The sequence below is a fragment of the Lysinibacillus sp. NPDC047702 genome (assembly GCF_050272555.1).
Lineage (GTDB): Bacteria > Bacillota > Bacilli > Bacillales_A > Planococcaceae > Lysinibacillus.
Map to the genome: position 1 here is coordinate 114445 of NZ_JBNNMG010000007.1, position 18020 is coordinate 132464.

21 protein-coding genes are annotated in these 18020 nt (G+C 37.5%); all 21 read right to left on the reverse strand.

Annotated features, from left to right (window positions below; genetic code table 11):
• The 21 genes from ACQKIM_RS05810 to fliI all read right to left on the reverse strand — a co-directional run bounded on the left by ACQKIM_RS05810 (position 1) and on the right by fliI (position 18017).
• On the reverse strand, positions 1-1155 hold the full coding sequence (locus tag ACQKIM_RS05810; protein WP_427540431.1) for a protein-glutamate methylesterase/protein-glutamine glutaminase: 1155 nt from the start codon (positions 1153-1155) through the stop codon (positions 1-3).
• Positions 1156-2031 (reverse strand): MinD/ParA family protein, encoded by an 876-nt coding sequence (locus ACQKIM_RS05815; protein ID WP_427540434.1) that lies wholly within the window; start codon positions 2029-2031, stop codon positions 1156-1158. It abuts the gene before it with no gap.
• The gene (flhF, locus tag ACQKIM_RS05820; protein WP_427540437.1) at positions 2028-3224 is read right to left on the reverse strand and encodes a flagellar biosynthesis protein FlhF; all 1197 of its coding nucleotides are present in this window, start codon (positions 3222-3224) and stop codon (positions 2028-2030) included. Before flhF ends, ACQKIM_RS05815 begins: the two co-directional genes overlap by 4 nt.
• Complete coding sequence (flhA, locus tag ACQKIM_RS05825; protein WP_427540440.1) at positions 3221-5254, reverse strand: flagellar biosynthesis protein FlhA; 2034 nt, start codon at positions 5252-5254, stop codon at positions 3221-3223. Before flhA ends, flhF begins: the two co-directional genes overlap by 4 nt.
• A 23-nt stretch (positions 5255-5277) precedes the next feature.
• A complete protein-coding gene (gene flhB / locus ACQKIM_RS05830; protein ID WP_427540443.1) occupies positions 5278-6366 on the reverse strand; it encodes a flagellar biosynthesis protein FlhB in 1089 nt (362 codons plus the stop codon).
• 1 nt (position 6367) lies between these two features.
• Entirely contained in the window at positions 6368-7144 is a 777-nt protein-coding gene (fliR, locus tag ACQKIM_RS05835) for a flagellar biosynthetic protein FliR (RefSeq protein ID WP_427540446.1), read from the reverse strand.
• A gap of 4 nt (positions 7145-7148) precedes the next feature.
• Positions 7149-7418: a flagellar biosynthesis protein FliQ gene (gene fliQ / locus ACQKIM_RS05840; protein ID WP_283871174.1), complete on the reverse strand. Its 270-nt coding sequence runs from the start codon at positions 7416-7418 to the stop codon at positions 7149-7151.
• A gap of 13 nt (positions 7419-7431) precedes the next feature.
• Positions 7432-8097: a flagellar type III secretion system pore protein FliP gene (fliP, locus tag ACQKIM_RS05845; RefSeq protein WP_427540449.1), complete on the reverse strand. Its 666-nt coding sequence runs from the start codon at positions 8095-8097 to the stop codon at positions 7432-7434.
• Complete coding sequence (locus ACQKIM_RS05850) at positions 8094-8771, reverse strand: flagellar biosynthetic protein FliO (RefSeq protein WP_427540452.1); 678 nt, start codon at positions 8769-8771, stop codon at positions 8094-8096. Before ACQKIM_RS05850 ends, fliP begins: the two co-directional genes overlap by 4 nt.
• Positions 8772-8775: 4 nt before the next feature.
• The gene (locus ACQKIM_RS05855; RefSeq protein ID WP_008180756.1) at positions 8776-9138 is read right to left on the reverse strand and encodes a response regulator; all 363 of its coding nucleotides are present in this window, start codon (positions 9136-9138) and stop codon (positions 8776-8778) included.
• Positions 9139-9159: 21 nt separating this feature from the next.
• Positions 9160-10383, reverse strand: a complete 1224-nt coding sequence (fliY, locus tag ACQKIM_RS05860) for a flagellar motor switch phosphatase FliY (protein WP_427540455.1) — start codon at positions 10381-10383, stop codon at positions 9160-9162.
• Complete coding sequence (gene fliM / locus ACQKIM_RS05865; RefSeq protein WP_427540458.1) at positions 10376-11371, reverse strand: flagellar motor switch protein FliM; 996 nt, start codon at positions 11369-11371, stop codon at positions 10376-10378. The genes fliY and fliM overlap by 8 nt, the downstream gene beginning before the upstream one ends.
• Positions 11372-11403: 32 nt before the next feature.
• Positions 11404-11832, reverse strand: a complete 429-nt coding sequence (gene fliL / locus ACQKIM_RS05870; RefSeq protein ID WP_427540461.1) for a flagellar basal body-associated protein FliL — start codon at positions 11830-11832, stop codon at positions 11404-11406.
• Positions 11822-12043 carry a flagellar FlbD family protein gene (locus ACQKIM_RS05875; RefSeq protein ID WP_427423796.1) on the reverse strand — a complete coding sequence of 74 codons (222 nt, stop codon included), beginning with the start codon at positions 12041-12043 and terminating at the stop codon, positions 11822-11824. Before ACQKIM_RS05875 ends, fliL begins: the two co-directional genes overlap by 11 nt.
• 160 nt (positions 12044-12203) lie before the next feature.
• On the reverse strand, positions 12204-13172 hold the full coding sequence (flgG, locus tag ACQKIM_RS05880) for a flagellar basal body rod protein FlgG (RefSeq protein WP_427540464.1): 969 nt from the start codon (positions 13170-13172) through the stop codon (positions 12204-12206).
• A 78-nt stretch (positions 13173-13250) separates the two neighbouring features.
• Positions 13251-13622, reverse strand: coding sequence for a TIGR02530 family flagellar biosynthesis protein (locus tag ACQKIM_RS05885; protein ID WP_427540467.1), 372 nt, complete (start codon positions 13620-13622; stop codon positions 13251-13253).
• 15 nt (positions 13623-13637) lie between these two features.
• A complete protein-coding gene (gene flgD, locus ACQKIM_RS05890; RefSeq protein ID WP_427540470.1) occupies positions 13638-14327 on the reverse strand; it encodes a flagellar hook assembly protein FlgD in 690 nt (229 codons plus the stop codon).
• Positions 14328-14329: 2 nt separating this feature from the next.
• Positions 14330-15604 (reverse strand): flagellar hook-length control protein FliK, encoded by a 1275-nt coding sequence (locus ACQKIM_RS05895; protein WP_427540473.1) that lies wholly within the window; start codon positions 15602-15604, stop codon positions 14330-14332.
• 24 nt (positions 15605-15628) lie between these two features.
• Positions 15629-16237 carry a MotE family protein gene (locus ACQKIM_RS05900; protein ID WP_427540542.1) on the reverse strand — a complete coding sequence of 203 codons (609 nt, stop codon included), beginning with the start codon at positions 16235-16237 and terminating at the stop codon, positions 15629-15631.
• Between the two features lie 4 nt (positions 16238-16241).
• Positions 16242-16691 (reverse strand): flagellar export protein FliJ, encoded by a 450-nt coding sequence (fliJ, locus tag ACQKIM_RS05905; RefSeq protein ID WP_427540476.1) that lies wholly within the window; start codon positions 16689-16691, stop codon positions 16242-16244.
• Entirely contained in the window at positions 16692-18017 is a 1326-nt protein-coding gene (gene fliI, locus ACQKIM_RS05910; RefSeq protein WP_427540479.1) for a flagellar protein export ATPase FliI, read from the reverse strand.
• Between the last annotated feature and the right edge of the window lie 3 nt (positions 18018-18020).

Here is an 18020-nt window from a genome sequence, read left to right on the forward strand (position 1 = left end):
TTAAGGCAAATATTTCATTATTGTTTGTGCAATATCATCTACATCTGCAACTTCATCAATAAGCTGCGTTTCTACTGCTGCTTTTGGCATACCATATACAATGCAAGTTTCGGCTGACTCAGCGATAGCAATTACATTGCCAGTACTTTTTAGTACTTTTAGTCCATTTGAGCCATCTTGACCCATACCTGTCATAATCACAGCTACCTTATCAAAATCTTTCCATTGACTCACATCTTCGAACATCACGTCTACAGAAGGGCGATGTCCGGATCTAGGTGGTTCATTACTATCTAGAACAATGCCAAAGGAGGTACCTACTTTTCGAAGTTTCAGATGATACCCGCCTGGTGCAATATAGGCCACTCCATTTTGGAGAATATCGCCTTGCTCGGCTTCTTTTACAGTAATTTCACTTAACTGATCAAGACGAGTTGCAAGTGATTTTGTAAATCCGGCTGGCATATGCTGGACGATTAAAATCGGTGCTTGAATTGTTTTAGGTATTTTTGTAATGACTTCCTGTAACGCTCTTGGTCCACCAGTAGAAGTACCAATCAACACAATTTTCCTACCTATTTTATTCCACTCCACACGTGACCTTGATAGCTCTACTCTTGTTGGAGAAATATTGACAGGAGAGGCTATCTTTCCTTCATTAAGTGATTCTCTTCTTATGGTACTCACGTTTAATGCCGGTTCTTGTTGTCTTTTACTACCAGAAGGCTTCTTTAATTTTGAAATAGGTACCAATGATGCTTGTTCAACCTTGTGGACAAGTTCAGTTTGGATTTTATGTAAATCAAGAGAAATTGTTCCGCTCGGCTTTGCGACAAAATCCACTGCTCCAAATTCAATCGCTGATAAGGCATTTTCAGCACCACGTTGAGTTGTACTAGAAAGCATCACCACTGCAACTGGACATATTGTCATTATTTCTTTTAAAGCATCAAGTCCATTCATTTCAGGCATCTCAATATCCATTGTCACAACTGTCGGCCTCAATGTTTGAATTTTTTTTATCGCATCTTTCCCATTTCGTGCAGTTCCAACTACTTCAACCTTCGAATTACCAACAAAAAAGTCACTAATTAGCTTTCTCATAAAAGCAGAATCATCAACTACCAGTAGCTTGCTTTTATGTAAAAAGTCCAATTAATCACGCCCTTTCGAAAAAATACTTCTTAATTTAGTTAAGAATTTACTCGCTGACTGATCATGTGCGTGAACTTCCTCCACACGGTGTTCCATAAAACGAGCCACTATAAGTTGAAGTGTCTTCGAAATAAGTGCGTCCGGATAAGCAAGTGAAAAAGGTACTTGCTCGCGCACAGCCTTACGCACAACAGCATCCTCAGGTAATGATCCTAAAACAGTAACCTCTTTGTCCAAAAAACGTTTCATGGTCTGCTTTAATCGTTCATTGGTTTCCATTCCTTCTTCCTTACTATAAGCACGGTTACAGAGAATATAAAACTGTTTATCCATATCTCTTACATGAATATATTTCATCATCGAATAGGCATCTGTAATAGAAGTTGGCTCAGCTGTAGAGATAACAATAATCTCATCAATTGACGTCAGTAAATCTAATGACCAGCTAGTTGCTCCTGCCCCCATATCAAATAAGATATAATCGAAGTTTTTTTGTAGTTGCTCAAATGCATGTATGAGTCGTTCAAGCAACACTTCTGACCATTCTAAGACACTCGACATCCCAGATCCACCTGAAATATACCTTAAACCGTAAGGACCCTCAAATACCACTTCATCTAGTAACTTATTTCCTTCCAAGTAATCTTTTAAACTATAAGAAACATTTTTCCCAATTAAGATATTAATATTTCCCATACCAATATCCATATCAACGATTGCAACTTTTTTCCCTTTATTCGCTAGCATAGTTGCAAAATTCATTGTGAAGTTACTTTTACCTACCCCACCTTTGCCGCTTACAACTGCAATGGCTCTACCTAAATCGCCTTGTCGTCTTAGCATTTTCAAGCGTAATGTTTCAGCTTGGTCTCTCATTTTTCTTCACCTTGGAAAAACAAATTAAGCACTGCTTCTAGATTAGCTTCTTCAATATCTTCTGGTACTTCTTGACCATTTGTATAGTAAGCAAGTCCTTTATTATATTTAATCATTAAATTAATCATTGTGCCAATAGAATTTGTTTCATCTAGCTTTGTAAAAATGAATTTTTCAATTGGCAATTGCTTAAATTGCTCTACAATGTTTGCCATGTCCTTCTCTTTTGTTGTCATAGCAAGGACTAAGAAGGATTCTGCTTGGTCATCAAATTTTATTAGGCGTTGTAAATCATCGACATATTTTACTTCTTTATAATTTCTACCTGCTGTATCGATAAATACTAAATCTAAATGAGCCAAACGTTGAATGGCTTGTTCAAAGTCTGTTGCATTATAGGCAATCTCGACAGGTGCCTGTAAAAGTCCTGCATATGTTTTCAATTGCTCGATTGCTGCAATTCGGTACGTATCAGTTGTAATAAATCCTATTTTTTTCTTCTTCTCTAAAACTGCTCTAGCTGCCATTTTTGCGATAGTCGTTGTTTTGCCAACACCTGTGGGACCAAGAACATTAATATATTTTTTTTCATAGGATATTCCTCCTATTGGGAAATCCTCTAGCCTTTTACGCAATAAATTTTTCGTTATCAGCTTACATTGTGAAAAATTAATTTCTGATGCTTCTCTAAAATGCATAAAAAGCTCATCACCAATCTCCGTGATGAGCTCTTCACTTAGCTCCTGCTGTCTTAAGTATTCAATGAAGGGGAAGAGTTCATCGGGATATTGAGCTTGGGTAGTCTTTTTATGCATAGATTGCATTAAAGATTTTAAATCTGCAATTTCCTTCCTCAATTCATCAGGAATGCCTGTGTCTTCATGTAAGGACACATCTTGCTGCGGCTGTCCTTGGTGTATTTTGGCTTGAACAGCATGGGTAATTTCTTGCAGCCTTACATTTTCTTTTTTAGGCGATATTACAGGTACTTCGGCAGGTGTTGGAGCCAAGTTCTTTGGCTCCATTGAATCGATACCTGCCACTACCTCAAAACTTTTCTTTTTAATGATCCCGAAAAATTTCTTTGTGATTACTACTTTTGAATTTAAAATGACAGCGTCCTCACCTAACTCAGCACGCACAAGCTTCATAGCCTCTGGAATGGAAGATGCATAATATTTTTTCATTTTCATTCTACATTCACCACCCCAACACTTTGAATTTCAACCGTAGCATCAAGTTCGTTATAGGATAGAACAGGAATCTGCGGGAAGTAACGCTCTGTTAGCTGACGCAAGTACATACGAACAGCAGGAGAGCATAAAATAATAGCTGATTGCTCCATAAAGGAAACACGTTCTATTTCAGCTGCAATGGATTCCAGTACAATTTGAGAATCTTGCGGGTCCATTGCCAAGTAATTACCATGATCGGTTTGTTGAATACTATCAGCAATCATTTTCTCTACTTTACCCGAAACAGTAACAACCTTCAATGATGAACCGTCTCCAACAAATTGTGAAGTAATCTGACGCGCCAGAGATTGCCTCACATACTCCGTTAATATATCCGTATCGCTAGTTAATTTTGCATAATCAGCTAGTGTTTCAAAGATAATTGGTAGATTGCGGACAGAAACATTTTCTCGAAGTAATTTACCCAACACTTTTTGAATCTCCCCTGTTGATAATGGAGTAGGTGTCAATTCTTCTACTAAAATTGGATGTGTCTCGCGTAAATGATCGATTAGCTGCTTTGTCTCTTGACGACCAAGTAGCTCATAAGCATTGGCACGAATCATTTCTGTTAGATGTGTTGAAACAACACTTGGTGGATCAACGACTGTATAGCCAAACATTTCAGCATCTTCTTTCACTTGCTCAGTAATCCATTTAGCAGGTAAACCAAATGACGGCTCAACTGTGTCAATGCCCTCAATAGAATCATCATCTCCTGGACTCATTGCTAAATAATGATCAAGTAATAGTTCACCGCGTGCCATTTCGTTACCCTTAATTTTAATTCGATACTCATTTGGCTGTAATTGAATATTATCTCGAATACGGACAACCGGAATAACAATCCCTAGTTCTAATGCTAGTTGACGACGAATCATAATGACACGGTCTAATAAATCTCCACCTTGAGCGGCATCCACTAAAGGTATTAGTCCATAGCCAAATTCAAATTCAATTGGGTCCACATTTAATAAATTCACAACGTTTTCAGGGCTCTTCATGCCATCTGTTGCCACTTCTTCCTCAATTTCAAGTAATTCTTCTTCATCCTCTGGTTTCTTACGCTCCATCATATATGCACCAGCGATTAGTGAAATACTGATTGGAAGTGTAACCCAGTTCGGGATAGGCGTAAATAACCCCAGCAATAAAATTGTACCGCCCGCAACATAGAGCAGTTTTGCTTGTGCAAAGAGCTGACCTGTAATATCTTCGCCAAGACTTCCCTTAGAGGATGCACGAGTTACAACAATACCTGTCGCTGTAGAAATTAATAGCGCAGGAATTTGAGATACAATGCCGTCTCCAACAGTTAACTTAGAAAAATGAGTTGCTGCTTCTGCAAATGGAAGCTTCATCTGAACAACACCGATGATAATCCCAAATAACAGGTTGATAATAACCATTACCATAGAGGCAATGGCATCCCCTTTAACAAATTTTGTGGCACCATCCATTGCTCCGTAGAAATCCGCTTCACCCGATACTTTATCGCGTCGTTCACGTGCTTCTCGCTCAGAAATAACTCCTGCATTTAAGTCAGCATCAATACTCATTTGTTTACCAGGCATCGCATCCAGTGTAAACCGTGCCGCTACCTCAGCTACACGCTCTGCTCCTTTTGTGATAACGATAAACTGTATTAACACTAGAATTAAGAATACAACTAATCCAACAAGAACATTACCGCCGACTACGAAATCACCAAAGGTTTCAACAACAGAACCAGCATCTCCGTACGCCAAAATGGCACGTGTTGTGGAAACACTCAGTCCAAGTCGGAACAAGGTTAACAGTAAAATAACGGAAGGAAATATTGAAAAATCTAATGCTTCCTTCATACTCATTGCTGTTAAAAGTACGATTAATCCCAATGTAATATTAATGACGATTAAGAAACTTAACATCCACGGAGGAAGAGGGATGATGAGCATCGCAACGATTAAAATAACCGCACCTAAAACCCCTATATCGCGAACTTTCATTTGTGTCCCTCCTACTTAAAACTTTAAATTTTCCGCTTAATTCGATATACATAAGCAAGCACTTCTGCCACTGCTTTGAAAAACTCTTCTGGTACTGGATCGCCAATTTCTACCTGATCATACATTGCTCGTGCCAATGGTCTATTTTCAACCATAATGACATCATGTTCTTTTGCAATCAGTTTAATCTTTTGAGCGATAAAGTCTGTCCCTTTCGCCACAACGCGAGGAGCATCCATATTATTCTCATCATATTTGAGAGCAATTGCATAGTGCGTAGGGTTTGTAATGACAACATCCGCGCTAGGAATTTCAGACATCATACGACGCATCGCCATTTCACGTTGACGCTGTTTGATTTTTGATTTAATTAGCGGGTCACCCTCACTATTTTTATATTCATCTTTAATATCTTGCTTAGACATTTTAAGATTTTTTTCATAATCATGTTTTTGGTACATCCAATCTAAAATGGATACACAGAGTAGGACGAGAGAAGCTGCAATTCCCATGATTCCTACAAGCTTGCCCACTGTAATAAGTGTAATACCAGGACTTTTAAAGGATAATGCCAAAACCTCTGGCAAATTAGTCCATACAATAATTGTCGTAACACCACCGATAAAGCCAATCTTTAATACGGACTTAATCAGCTCTACAATGGCCTTAACTGAAAATATTTTTTTTAATCCCTTGATTGGATCCATCTTCGTTAAATCAAATTTCATAGGCTCTAAAGTAAATAAAAAACCAAATTGCAGAAAGTTACCCGCTAAGGCTCCTACAAAGGCTATTGCCATTATTGGAACAACGATATATGCCATCTGCACCAACGTTTCTGTAAAAAGGCGTATGACACTATCTATTGTAAGTGATTCTACGCGGATATTATGGATAAAGGTTTGTCTGAAAAAGGCCAATAAATCGTCTCGCATTGAACCTGCGAAGAAGAATAAGAAGATAAAGACCATGAGCATGACAATTGCACTGGAAATATCCTGACTTTTGACTACCTGACCCTTTTTTCGGGCATCTTGGCGTTTTTTAGGTGTCGCCTTTTCTGTTTTTTCTCCTGCAAAATACTGTAAATCTAAATCTAGTAATAGCAGCATTCTATCCACCACCTAAAATAGCCATTAAATCACGCATTGCATATATCATAATAGAAATCAGTTTTTGAATAACTTGAACCATTACGGCCATCATTGTAAATAACACTAAAAAACTAACACCTATTTTAATAGGAAAACCGACTACAAAAATATTTAATTGTGGGACTGTTTTGGCAGTAATACCGAGCGCCAAGTCAACTAAAAATAATGTTGCGACTACAGGTGCAGCCATTTGAAAGGCAATAGCAAAAACAGCTGTAAAAGTTGTTATAATAAATTTAATATAATTATCACTTGAAAAATCAGGAAATCCTTGATCCATCGGTAAAAATTGATAACTATAATAGATGCCATCAAGAATCATATGGTGTCCATTAATAGCTAATAGTAAGAGCAATGCTAACGTATTAAAAAATTGCCCAATTAAAGGACTTTGTGCCCCTGTTTGCGGGTCAATAATATTAGCGATAGCAAACCCCATTTGAAAATCAATAAAGCTTCCGGCTATTTGAATAGCCGACATGATGATATAGCCTACGAGACCGAGTAGCAGTCCAATAAGGGCTTCTTTCATCACTAATAGTATGTAATCACCATTAAAGGCAAATGGCTCAATATCTATTGTATAATACATCATCCAAGCTAAAACGAGTGCGAGAGTTATTTTGACTTGTGGTGGAATCGTTCTGTACGAGAAGAATGGAACCGTAACAAAAAATGCCGATACACGCACAAGTACTAACAAGAAAACCGTGAAGTGTGGGATTAATTCATTCATCTATTCACCCTATATAACGCGTTAAATTCTCAAAAATATCTCTCGCATAGCTTGTCACCTGTGATAACATCCATGGTCCGAAAAAAACTATGGCTACTAATACAGCGATAATTTTTGGAACAAATGCTAATGTTTGCTCTTGAATTGAAGTTGTTGCTTGAAAAATACTAACCGCTAAACCAGTGATTAAAGCAACTAATAGTAGCGGACCGCTTGTTAGAAGGATAATCATAATGGCACGCTCTGCAATTGAAATAACCAATTCACCTGTCATACTGTATCATCCCCTAAAAACTTTGTAGTAATGATTTCATCACGAGATACCAGCCATCAACGAGAACAAATAATAAAATCTTAAACGGTAATGAAATCATAACCGGCGGTAACATCATCATCCCCATCGACATAAGCGTACTTGCAACTATCATATCGATAACTAGGAATGGAATAAAAATCATAAATCCTATTTGAAAAGCGGTTTTAATTTCACTTAATGCAAAAGCAGGTACAAGCATAGTTAGAGGAATTTCTTCTACTGATGCTGGTTTTTCTGCCTGATTGTATGTTAAAAATAAGTCTAGATCCTTTTGCCTAGTATGCTTACTCATAAATTCCTTAAAAGGTTCACTGGCACGATCATAAGCTTCTTCAAGCCCAATTTCTTCAGAAAATAAGGGCTGCAATGCCTCTTTGTTAACCTCTTGGAATGTCGGAGCCATGATAAAGAAAGTTAAAAATAAAGAAAGACCAACAATGACTTGGTTTGGCGGCATTTGCTGTGTCGCCAACGCTGTTCGAACAAATGATAATACAATGACAATTCGTGTAAAAGAAGTCATCAAAATTAATATACTCGGTGCCAGTGAGAGAACCGTTAACAGTAAAAGGAGCTTCACAGCATTGGAGACATTTGCCGCATCGCTGTTGGACAAAATACTGATTGCATCATTCATTTATCATCATTCTCCTTTTGCTTCCATCTCTCCAGTTCTTCACTACGCTCCTGTTTAATTTCGGATATCTTTTTTTCAAATAGCTCACCAAATGAGTCTTTTCCTTGTTCTATGGATGAACTACCATTATTTTTTCTCTTAAACTTCGAAAATACTTCTGCAATATACGGTGATGATGATGCAAGTTCTTGTCGTTCATTATAAAGTGCTAAAAGTGCTGCGACTTCTTCAGGATCAGTAATTTCACGTAACAGTTGAACATCCTCACCAACCCCAACTAAATAGAGTGTTTTCCCTACTTGTAATAACTGCACTGACTTTTGTGCACCTAACGATAAACCGCCTAAATTTTGTACCAATTGATTACGTTGAAAGTTTAAATTTCTTTTATTTAAAAACTTCATTAACCCATAAAATAAAGCTACAACAAAAATAAGCGCCAAAACCATTTTTATGTATTCCCATGTAGATATATCTCCAGCTGCTGATACATCTGAATCTTGTGGAGCAGCTGGATCAGTATCTTCTTTACATGCTTCTGTTTTATTGATGCAATCATCGACACTGCCTGTGTTAGATTCAGCGAAGACAGAAGCAGGTGCAGGATACAAAAACAGGAAGGATACAAGAAATGCAAAAATCATCGTTAGTCGAAATGATTTTAACATTTGCATGCAATCATCCTAGAGCTTTTTGAATCGCTTCAATTACACGATCAGCTTGGAAAGGCTTTACGATAAAGTCTTTTGCACCTGCTTGAATTGCATCGATTACCATTGCTTGTTGCCCCATTGCTGAACACATGATTACAGTTGCACTTGGATCTGAGCCCTTAATTGCTTTAAGAGCAGCGATACCATCCATTTCAGGCATTGTAATATCCATTGTTACTAAATCTGGCTTTAGTTCATTGTACTTTTCGACAGCTTGTAAACCATCAGCTGCCTCCCCAACCACTTCAAATCCATTTTTCGATAAAATATCCTTGATCATCATGCGCATAAATGCAGCGTCGTCTACAATCAAAATTCTTTTAGACATGGTTAACTCCTCCAATTGAAACTATCTTAAATTATTTAAACGCTCTGCTTGACTTAAAACATCTGTAATGCGGACACCGAAGTTTTCATCAATTACAACGACTTCACCTTTAGCGATTAAACGACTATTTACTAAAATATCAACTGGTTCACCAGCTAATTTATCCAGTTCAATAATCGAACCACTAGATAGTTCTAATATCTCTTTTACAGAACGTTTCGTACGTCCTAACTCTACAGTAACTTGCAATGGAATATCAAGTAGCATATTTAAATTTCTAGCTTCAGATTGCGAGATTACATTCGTATCAAAACTAGCAAACTGCGCTTGTTGAACATTGACAGGCTGAACAGGTCTTGTTGCATAAGGGATCTGTTGTTGCTCTTGATACATTGGTTGCTGCTGTACTGGCGCCTCCTGTTGTTGATAAATTGGCTGTGCTGGTGGTGGTGCTACTTGCGCTTGTGGTTGCACTGGAGGCGGTGCTATTGGTGCTTCAGGTGCAATTGTCGCAGCTACAGGTTCTTCTATTGTTTGTGTTTCTCCTAATAGAGACTTCACAATATTTTGACTAAATTTTAGCGGTAATAATTGCATTAAATTTGAATCAATTAAATTACCGATACGTAATCTGAAAGATACTTTTACAAGCAAATCATCTTCCGGAATATTTTCTCGTCCTTCATTTTGAGAAATATTCATTAAATCAATTGTTGGTGGAGAAATATCCACTTTTTTGTTGAATACAGTCGACATGGATGTTGCCGCAGAACCCATCATTTGGTTCATAGCTTCTTGAACAGCACTTAACTGAATTTCACCTAAGTCTGGTTTCGGATTTAATCCATCTCCGCCTAACATTAAATCAGCAATAATTGCTGCATCAGATTGTTTAATAACAAGTAAATTCATACCTGTTAAACCAATCGTATATTCAACTTGGACTGCCACATAAGGATGAGGAAATTCCTCTTCTAACTTATTGCGGTTAATCATTGAAATACTTGGGGTAGTAATATCTACTTTTTGACCTAACAATGCTGAAAGTGCTGTGGCAGAGCTACCAAAAGATATATTACCTACCTCACCTAATGCATCTTGGGCAAACGAATCAAGATAATCCTCTACTCGTATATCATTCATATCATCATTTGTAGAAGCTTCAGAGCCGCTGTTTTTATCTTCCAACGTCTCGCCCCTTAATAACGCTTCAATTTCTTCTTGGGAGAGCATTTCATCACTCATCTTCGTCTCCTCCTTTCAAAGGGTCGATAATTTGGATTGCTAATTTTTTGCCTTGCTTACCTGGTTGAACAGTAAATTTCGGTAATGTCCCTACTTTTAACATTAAAGGATTTTCGATTTTTTGATCTAATTGAATAACATCCCCAACTTGCATTGTCAGGAAATCCTCAATCGTGATATCTGTATTACCTAATTCAACGCTAAGTGGTAATTGGGCTTGTTTAACACGCGTTTCAAGCATTTTTGTTTGTTCTGGAGACATCTCTTTCGTATTTGTTTGCATCCAGTAACGAACAGATAGATTTGGAACAATTGGTTCCAATACAACATGTGGAATACAAATATTTATCATGCCACTTGTTTCACCGATAATCGTATTTAAGGAAATGACAACAACTGTTTCATTGGGTGAAATCATTTGTAAAAATTGAGGATTCACCTCAAGCTCCACTAAAATTGGATCAATTTCCGCAACATTTTCCCACGCTTCACGTAAATTATCAAATGAACGCTCAAATAGGTTTGTCATAATTTTTGTTTCAATTTCAGTTAAATTATCCACATTACTATGACTTGACCCACTTCCGCCCATTAAACGATCCAGCATGGAGTAGGCGATATTCGGATTTATTTCCATCAATATATTACCATCTAATGGCGGCACTTCAAACACATTAATGAGTGTCATATTCGGAATCGAACGTACAAACTCTTCAAATGGTATTTGGTCCACTGATGCAACCGTTATCTGCACATAGCTTCTCAGCTGTGCAGAAAAGAAGGTTGTCAGTAGTCGTGCAAAATTTTCATGTATTCGGGTCAAACTTCGGATTTGATCTTTGGAGAATCGAAGTGCTCGTTTAAAATCATAGACCTTAACCTTGCGCCCCTCATCCTCTTTCTTTATGTCGTCCGCTGACATTTCCCCAGTTGATATTGCGGAAAGCAGCGCATCTATCTCGGATTGAGATAACACATCTCCTGCCATTTGCCCACCTCCATTTCAAGCAGTTTTTCGTTTTATGAAGTAATAAAGGAGGTAAAATAAATCTCCTGAACTTCTCCCTCTTGCATCAATTCATTTATTCGTGTTTTTAATGATTTTTGGAAAATTTGTTTACCTTGCTTACCTTCTAAATCTTTTTGCTCCATTTCGGAAAGCTCCTGAATAACAATATCTTGCACCTGGAACATACGTTTCGTTAATTCTTTAGCTGCATCTTCACTTGATGTTTGAATTTTTAACGAAAAGCGTACGACTCTGTTATCAGCTAGATTTGTCGTTATTTCTGGAACCTCTACAGAAGCTTTTACGATGTCATCAATCGATGGTTCAAGCGATCCAGCTGGCTTATTAAATTGGGTTAGCAATACAAACGCAATACCCCCGATAAGTATGATTGCTACTAGTACGATAATAATCATCGTCAACATTTTGTTATTCTTCATTTTCTTCACCTCGTAGATGCGGGTTTGATAGTATTTGTATATTTTTATAAAAGGCAGTTACCTTTTGTCGCACCTCATCTTCACTCTGTAAAACAATGATTTTGGTTCCAGTCGTTAATGTTATAGTCGTATCTGGGAAAGATTCGACCGTTTCTATGTATAAAGCATTTAATGTAAATGCTTTGCCATTTAGACGTGTTAGTTCAATCATTGAAATAGGGCCGGGTCTAGCGTGAGAGCCGGCCCGACCCTCCCTCATATGAAATTATGTTTTATAAATTTGTATGCCGTTTTTAATACCCTAGTAATATATGCATTAGCAAGTATTTTTTAACAAATAAAGCATACAAAGTTGCTAAAATTGTTTTAACCTATCGTTTTAAGTTTACTAGCTCTTGAAGTATTTCATCAGATGTTGTAATGATACGAGTATTTGCTTGGAAACCACGCTGTGCCACAATCATCTCAGTAAATTCTTCTGATAAATCGACGTTAGACATTTCTAATGCTCCTGGAGCAATTGTTCCCATTCCTGCTACTGTTGCTACTTGAGCATACGGTGCACCTGAGTTCGTAGTAGCTTGGAAATAATTACTACCCACTTTTTCTAGACCACCAGCATTAGGAAATTTAGCCATAATAATATGGCCTGCAAATTTTGGCTGTCCATTAAAATCAATATAAGTAATTGAACCATCATTACCAATACTAAATGATTGAGCAGTAGTAGGAATTCGAATAGTTCCTATTTCACCTTCATTAGGTTCTAGTACACCATCCACCATTAAATTCTCACCGTCTGTACCAGAAACATCTGGCTTGTCGTCTAACACAACACCGTTATCATTATTTGCGTCTACAGAATAATCATCTGCTCTTACACCAACTAAATATTTCCCTTCTGAGTTGACAATATACCCATTTTCATCCATATAGAAATTCCCTGCACGAGTATATAGAATATTGCTAAATGCTTCTTCACCAGTTTCTTCAATAACTCCATCATCATTTGGTGCAGTTCCATCAGCTACCATAAAGAATCCTTCACCCTGAATGGCAAGGTCAAGTCCCCTAAATGTATTTTGACGTGATCCGGAGCCATGAACTGTATCTATCGTAGCAAGTGTTGAACCGAGACCAATTTGAATTGGATTCGTTCCTCCACGAGTAGCTGTTGGCGAAGAAGCACCTGATGTTGTTTGGGACATAAGATCTTTAAATACTACACGACCTTTTTTAAAGCCATGCGTGTTAACATTAGCGATGTTATTTCCAATAACATCCAACTTAGTTTGAAAGTTTTTAAGACCTGAAATACCTGAATACATAGAACGTAACATAAATGCCGTTCTCCCTTCATTATAAATTGTGTGCGTCGATCATTCAGCACACTAGGCTTCCAATTAAGGTCCAGCCCCTTAAAGCACAATGGTGCCATCGATATTTGTAAATAATTGTTGCTTTGCCTCCGTGCGATCCATTGCTGTAATGACAGTAGCATTTTTAGCACTGACAATTAAAGCCGCTTGATCCATCAAGACTAATGGTTGTTTGACACCTTTTGAATGTGCCTCAAATACCTTGTCTGATACAACCTGCCATTCCTGATCAGTAATCGCTATTTTACGCTCCATAATACGTTCTTGCGCATGCTTACTCACTTTTAGTTCTTGTTGTTTGGTAGCCTCCTGTAAATGAGCTTGGAACGATTGCTGCGATTTTATTGGCGAGGGCTGTGTTTGGCGAATAGATGGATGCAATGGTACACGATGAATTGAAAATTTATCCATCATTATTCTCCACCTTTATTCGCTTATTACTGTAAAATCCTTATCTGTTAACCTTTTTTCATTGTCTAATATATATTGTATAACGCCATCTTTATTTGTAACAGAAACGATACGTCCTTGTAGTTCTTGTTCTCCATCTTTATAGGTAACATTTTTACCAATCAATTTGCTTGCTTGTACAAGTGGCGATTCTGTAACTGAATTATTACCGGTTGAATTTACTGTTGAACCATTTAAAATACCTGAGATATTACCAGGAGTTATTTCTTTTCCATCTGTTAATTTGAAGACCACATCACCATCAACAAATTTAAGTGATTCGATAATCCCTGTTCCTTCATTGACAACAAAATCCCCTTTTTCATCCTTTTGCTCAGTCATCTCATGCCACTTTACTTCCTTACCTATAAATGTTGAATAATTCATAAGTTGTGTTTGTTGCTGTGAGGCAAGTAATGACTCCATTGCTTTCGTCATATTTTGCATTTGCTCTAATGAAGAAAATTGAGCCATTTGAGAGATAAATTCTCGGTCATCCATTGGATTTGTTGGATCCTGATGTTGTAACTGCGTAATTAATAATTGTAGAAAGGCATCTTTACCAAGTTCGCTATTTCCGGTCTGCCTTGTTGGTTTTTGATAATTAGAATAATATAAATCATCCGTTATTGTTTTATTTACAGTTTTTGTTGTTGCATCTGCCATGCTTACACCTCCTCGCTTATTAGATAATCACTAAAGGATTTGCCTTCGTCGTCATCTTCGCTGCTTTGCTCCTGTTCTTCTTGCTGTTGCTGCTTAAAGAAATTACTAAAGAAGCTTTGATCTCTTTGTTGACGATCTGCGTCCTGTAGAGATTGAGCAATATCTAGACGCTCAATTTGGATATTCTGCTGAACAAATGCTTGCTTTAATTGATGTGCTTGACTATCCAGTAATTCTCGTCCATGTGCTGTTGAAGCAAGTAGTCGAGCTGTAAGGACTCCATCATTTTGCACTAGTTCAATGCGAATTGTGCCTAAATTCTCAGGGTACAATTTCAATGTCAAACGTGTAATACCCTGCGCATTCGAAATTTGAGCTTTATTCATGATAGCTTGCATCTCTTTTAATAATGCCTCAGATTGTGCAGGTTTAGCTGCTGGTAGTGTCACTTGGAATGTATCCGCTTTTGTTTGAACTGTATTGGCTGTTACCATCTCATTAGCACTTGTGTCAGTCTGCTTTGTTATCTGAACCTGTTGAACCACAGTCTGAAAACCCTGCAATGGAAGAGTTACAGTTGTTTTTGTTGTTATCTGAGGTGTTGTTTGGATTGTCTCTACATTCGTTTGTAACGCTGTTAAAAGGCTTTTAACATTTGTCAGCAAGTTTTCTTGTGGAGCTGTTAAATCTGTTTTTTGTCCAACTAATTGTGCTAGTTTTAATACTTGAAGTAATTGTGTTGCTTCTTTCGGTGTAACCTGTCCTTCCCCCTGTAAAGCAGTAGCCACTTGTGCCTGTAGTACAGGTGCTTGAGCATCTACTAATACTAAAAGCTCCCAGACATCCTTCGCTTCTTTATCTTCGCCTAGCAGCTTCTGTACTAATTTTTGAAGCTGTTCAGAATCAATGCCTAATGCATCCATTAAATTCTCAAGATTGAGCATTTCATCAATAGAGACAGCTTTATCATCTTCACCAATTTGAAGCATTAACAGACCATCATCATGTGGAATATCTAGTAAGTCAAGTACTTCCTCAATTGATTCAGCATTTAGAACAGCTGCTAATTGAGCAATCTCTCCGGTTGCTGTTGATTGTGTAGGCTGAGATGTTTGATTTGAAGCAGACATAATTTGTCCAAAAACTGATCCAAATGCAGATAGATTGTCATTTTTTGATCCTCCGCTAGCTTTAACATCAGTGCCACCATTTGTAGCAGTAGCTGCTGTTTTCGGTGGTATTGCTTTAGATATCATTTGCATCATTGCTACATCCATCTTTTTCACCTCCTTTCATGTGTTTTATTGTTTAGCCATCATTTCTGTATATTTCGCAGCATTCTCAGGACTCATTTTTTCAAAAATAGCTGCTAATTTATCTGGCTTTAAATTTGTTAAGATACGAAGCGCCTCAGCATCACTCATTTTGATTAACACTGGAGCGGCAGCTTTAGGTGACATTTTATCGAATGTTACTAAAATATCATTAAAATCTCGCTTTGCATCGCTTTGTTCTCTATTTAGTTTTTCAATTTCAAATTGGAGCTGTTCTTTTTCTGTCAATAATTTTTCTTTTTCGGTCGTTGTAGTATCCAATTTCTTTTGTAACTGTGAAATTTCCGCTTCTTTTTCTTGTATTTCAGCTTGTAAATTTACAAGTTTTGAATCATTGTTAACGACTGCATCTTTTGCCTGTTGCTCTTCTGAAGGAACAAATGGCAAGCTTTCAAAAGCTTTCTTTCCTAAATCAAAGACATTCGTATTCATTAACGTTGCTACAACAAGTAAAACAGCTACCACAAACATAATAGGTATGACAAACCAGGTGAAAAATTTTCGAAAGCCTCCTGATTTACGCTTCGGTTGTTGCTCTGCTAATTCCACTGAAAGTCGATTTTCCTTTTTCGCCATGAAATCACCTGATTTCTCTCTTGTTATACGTAAGGGTTGAAATTTCATCTAAGAAAATGCCTTCAATCCGATCTTGCTCTTGCTGAAATAACTTAAAATCCTTTTCTCGCATTTTTTCAAATTTACGTACTTCCAAGTTTTTTTCTAATAGTTTTTCTTCGTACCAATTCATTTTTGAACGTGCTTGCACAACCTTCTGCTGTACATCAGTAATTGTTTTTTCTAGGCTATCAATAAATCTTGCATAATGATGAATTTCCTCTATAGATGAGCCAACAGCCAAACGCTCTTGTTGAAAATCAATTAAATCCTCTTTCTTTTTTAGCAGTTCATACAGCTTAGTTGCTATTTCTTCAAAAGAACGAACAGATTCTTTATAAGCTATTTCAGTTTCATTTTTTTCTTGTTCACGAATGGTTAACACTTTTTCAAAACGATATATATAATTCACCATTTATTTCCCACCACCGTTCGATAATGTAATTAACTCATTCATACTTTCAATAAGCGTCACTTTATCTAAATAACCTTGCTTAAGATAAGCTGTAATTAGAGGCTCATAATATATAGCTTCATCAATTTCTTTGGATGTACCACGTTTATATGCACCGATATTGATTAAATCCTCTGATTTGTCATATGTATAATATAGCTCTCTTAATCGTTCTGCTGCCTTTTTATGCTCTGGCTCTGCCACATGATTCATCAAACGACTGACGCTTTTTAATACATTGATGGCTGGATATTGACCTTTATTGGCAAGGTTACGATCAAGAACAATATGACCATCTAAAATCCCTCGTACAGTATCTGCAATCGGTTCGTTCATATCATCCCCATCTACTAATACTGTATAGAAGGCCGTAATAGAACCATTTTCATTCGTTCCTGTACGTTCTAACAGTTTAGGTAAAATGGCAAACACTGATGGCGTATAGCCTTTTTGAGCTGGTGGTTCACCAGTAGCAAGACCTATTTCACGCTGTGCCATCGCAACACGAGTGACAGAGTCCATCATCAGCATGACATTTAAACCACGGTTTCTAAAATACTCTGCAATGGCGGTTGCGGTAAAAGCGCCTTTAATACGCATGAGAGCGGGTTGATCAGAAGTGGCAGCAACAACAATTGAACGTTTTAAACCTTCGGACCCTAAATCACGTTCTATAAACTCACGTACTTCGCGACCACGTTCTCCGATTAGTGCAATAACATTTAAATCAGCCTGTGTATTTCGTGCAATCATGCCGAGCAAGGTACTTTTCCCCACACCAGAACCGGCAAAAATACCAACACGTTGACCATTCCCGACTGTCAGCATACCATCTATTGCCTTTACCCCCACTTCAAGCCTTTCATCTATCGGTGGACGTGTCAAAGGATTTGGCGGATCCTGCTCGGTTGGAACTGTTAATAATCCCTTTGGCAACACTGTTCCATCAATAGGATTCCCCATCGAATCTAGTACTTTACCGATTAGCTCGGGACCTACTTTAACTTCAAGTGGCGCCCCTGTTCCTTCAACTAAGCATCCAATTGAAATTTCTCGCAGAGAGGTAAAAGGCATTAGGACAACTATTTCATCCTTAAAACCAACCACCTCTGCTAGTATAATTTGATGACCATTTTTTGAAGTTTCCACATGAATTTTACAAACATCGCCAATGGAACTATCTGGACCTTGGGACTCAATCATTAAGCCGACAACTCGAGTAACCCTACCAAACTTTTTAAAGGTTGATATATGAGGAATTTGTTCGATTAATTGAGCCGTTTTCATCTA

Coding starts and splice junctions, on each gene's coding strand:
- ACQKIM_RS05900 (WP_427540542.1), bottom strand. CDS start 16,237: ATGGCGAAAAAGGAAAATCGACTTTCAGTGGAATTAGCAGAGCAACAA.
- ACQKIM_RS05850 (WP_427540452.1), bottom strand. CDS start 8,771: ATGCAAATGTTAAAATCATTTCGACTAACGATGATTTTTGCATTTCTT.
- fliP (WP_427540449.1), bottom strand. CDS start 8,097: ATGAATGATGCAATCAGTATTTTGTCCAACAGCGATGCGGCAAATGTC.
- fliR (WP_427540446.1), bottom strand. CDS start 7,144: ATGAATGAATTAATCCCACACTTCACGGTTTTCTTGTTAGTACTTGTG.
- ACQKIM_RS05875 (WP_427423796.1), bottom strand. CDS start 12,043: ATGATTGAACTAACACGTCTAAATGGCAAAGCATTTACATTAAATGCT.
- flhF (WP_427540437.1), bottom strand. CDS start 3,224: ATGAAAATGAAAAAATATTATGCATCTTCCATTCCAGAGGCTATGAAG.
- fliM (WP_427540458.1), bottom strand. CDS start 11,371: ATGGCAGGAGATGTGTTATCTCAATCCGAGATAGATGCGCTGCTTTCC.
- fliQ (WP_283871174.1), bottom strand. CDS start 7,418: ATGACAGGTGAATTGGTTATTTCAATTGCAGAGCGTGCCATTATGATT.
- fliJ (WP_427540476.1), bottom strand. CDS start 16,691: ATGGTGAATTATATATATCGTTTTGAAAAAGTGTTAACCATTCGTGAA.
- flhA (WP_427540440.1), bottom strand. CDS start 5,254: ATGAAAGTTCGCGATATAGGGGTTTTAGGTGCGGTTATTTTAATCGTT.
- fliI (WP_427540479.1), bottom strand. CDS start 18,017: ATGAAAACGGCTCAATTAATCGAACAAATTCCTCATATATCAACCTTT.
- ACQKIM_RS05855 (WP_008180756.1), bottom strand. CDS start 9,138: ATGTCTAAAAGAATTTTGATTGTAGACGACGCTGCATTTATGCGCATG.
- flhB (WP_427540443.1), bottom strand. CDS start 6,366: ATGCTGCTATTACTAGATTTAGATTTACAGTATTTTGCAGGAGAAAAA.
- ACQKIM_RS05815 (WP_427540434.1), bottom strand. CDS start 2,031: ATGAGAGACCAAGCTGAAACATTACGCTTGAAAATGCTAAGACGACAA.
- flgD (WP_427540470.1), bottom strand. CDS start 14,327: ATGGCAGATGCAACAACAAAAACTGTAAATAAAACAATAACGGATGAT.
- fliL (WP_427540461.1), bottom strand. CDS start 11,832: ATGAAGAATAACAAAATGTTGACGATGATTATTATCGTACTAGTAGCA.
- ACQKIM_RS05895 (WP_427540473.1), bottom strand. CDS start 15,604: ATGGATGTAGCAATGATGCAAATGATATCTAAAGCAATACCACCGAAA.
- flgG (WP_427540464.1), bottom strand. CDS start 13,172: ATGTTACGTTCTATGTATTCAGGTATTTCAGGTCTTAAAAACTTTCAA.
- fliY (WP_427540455.1), bottom strand. CDS start 10,383: ATGAGTGATGAAATGCTCTCCCAAGAAGAAATTGAAGCGTTATTAAGG.
- ACQKIM_RS05885 (WP_427540467.1), bottom strand. CDS start 13,622: ATGGATAAATTTTCAATTCATCGTGTACCATTGCATCCATCTATTCGC.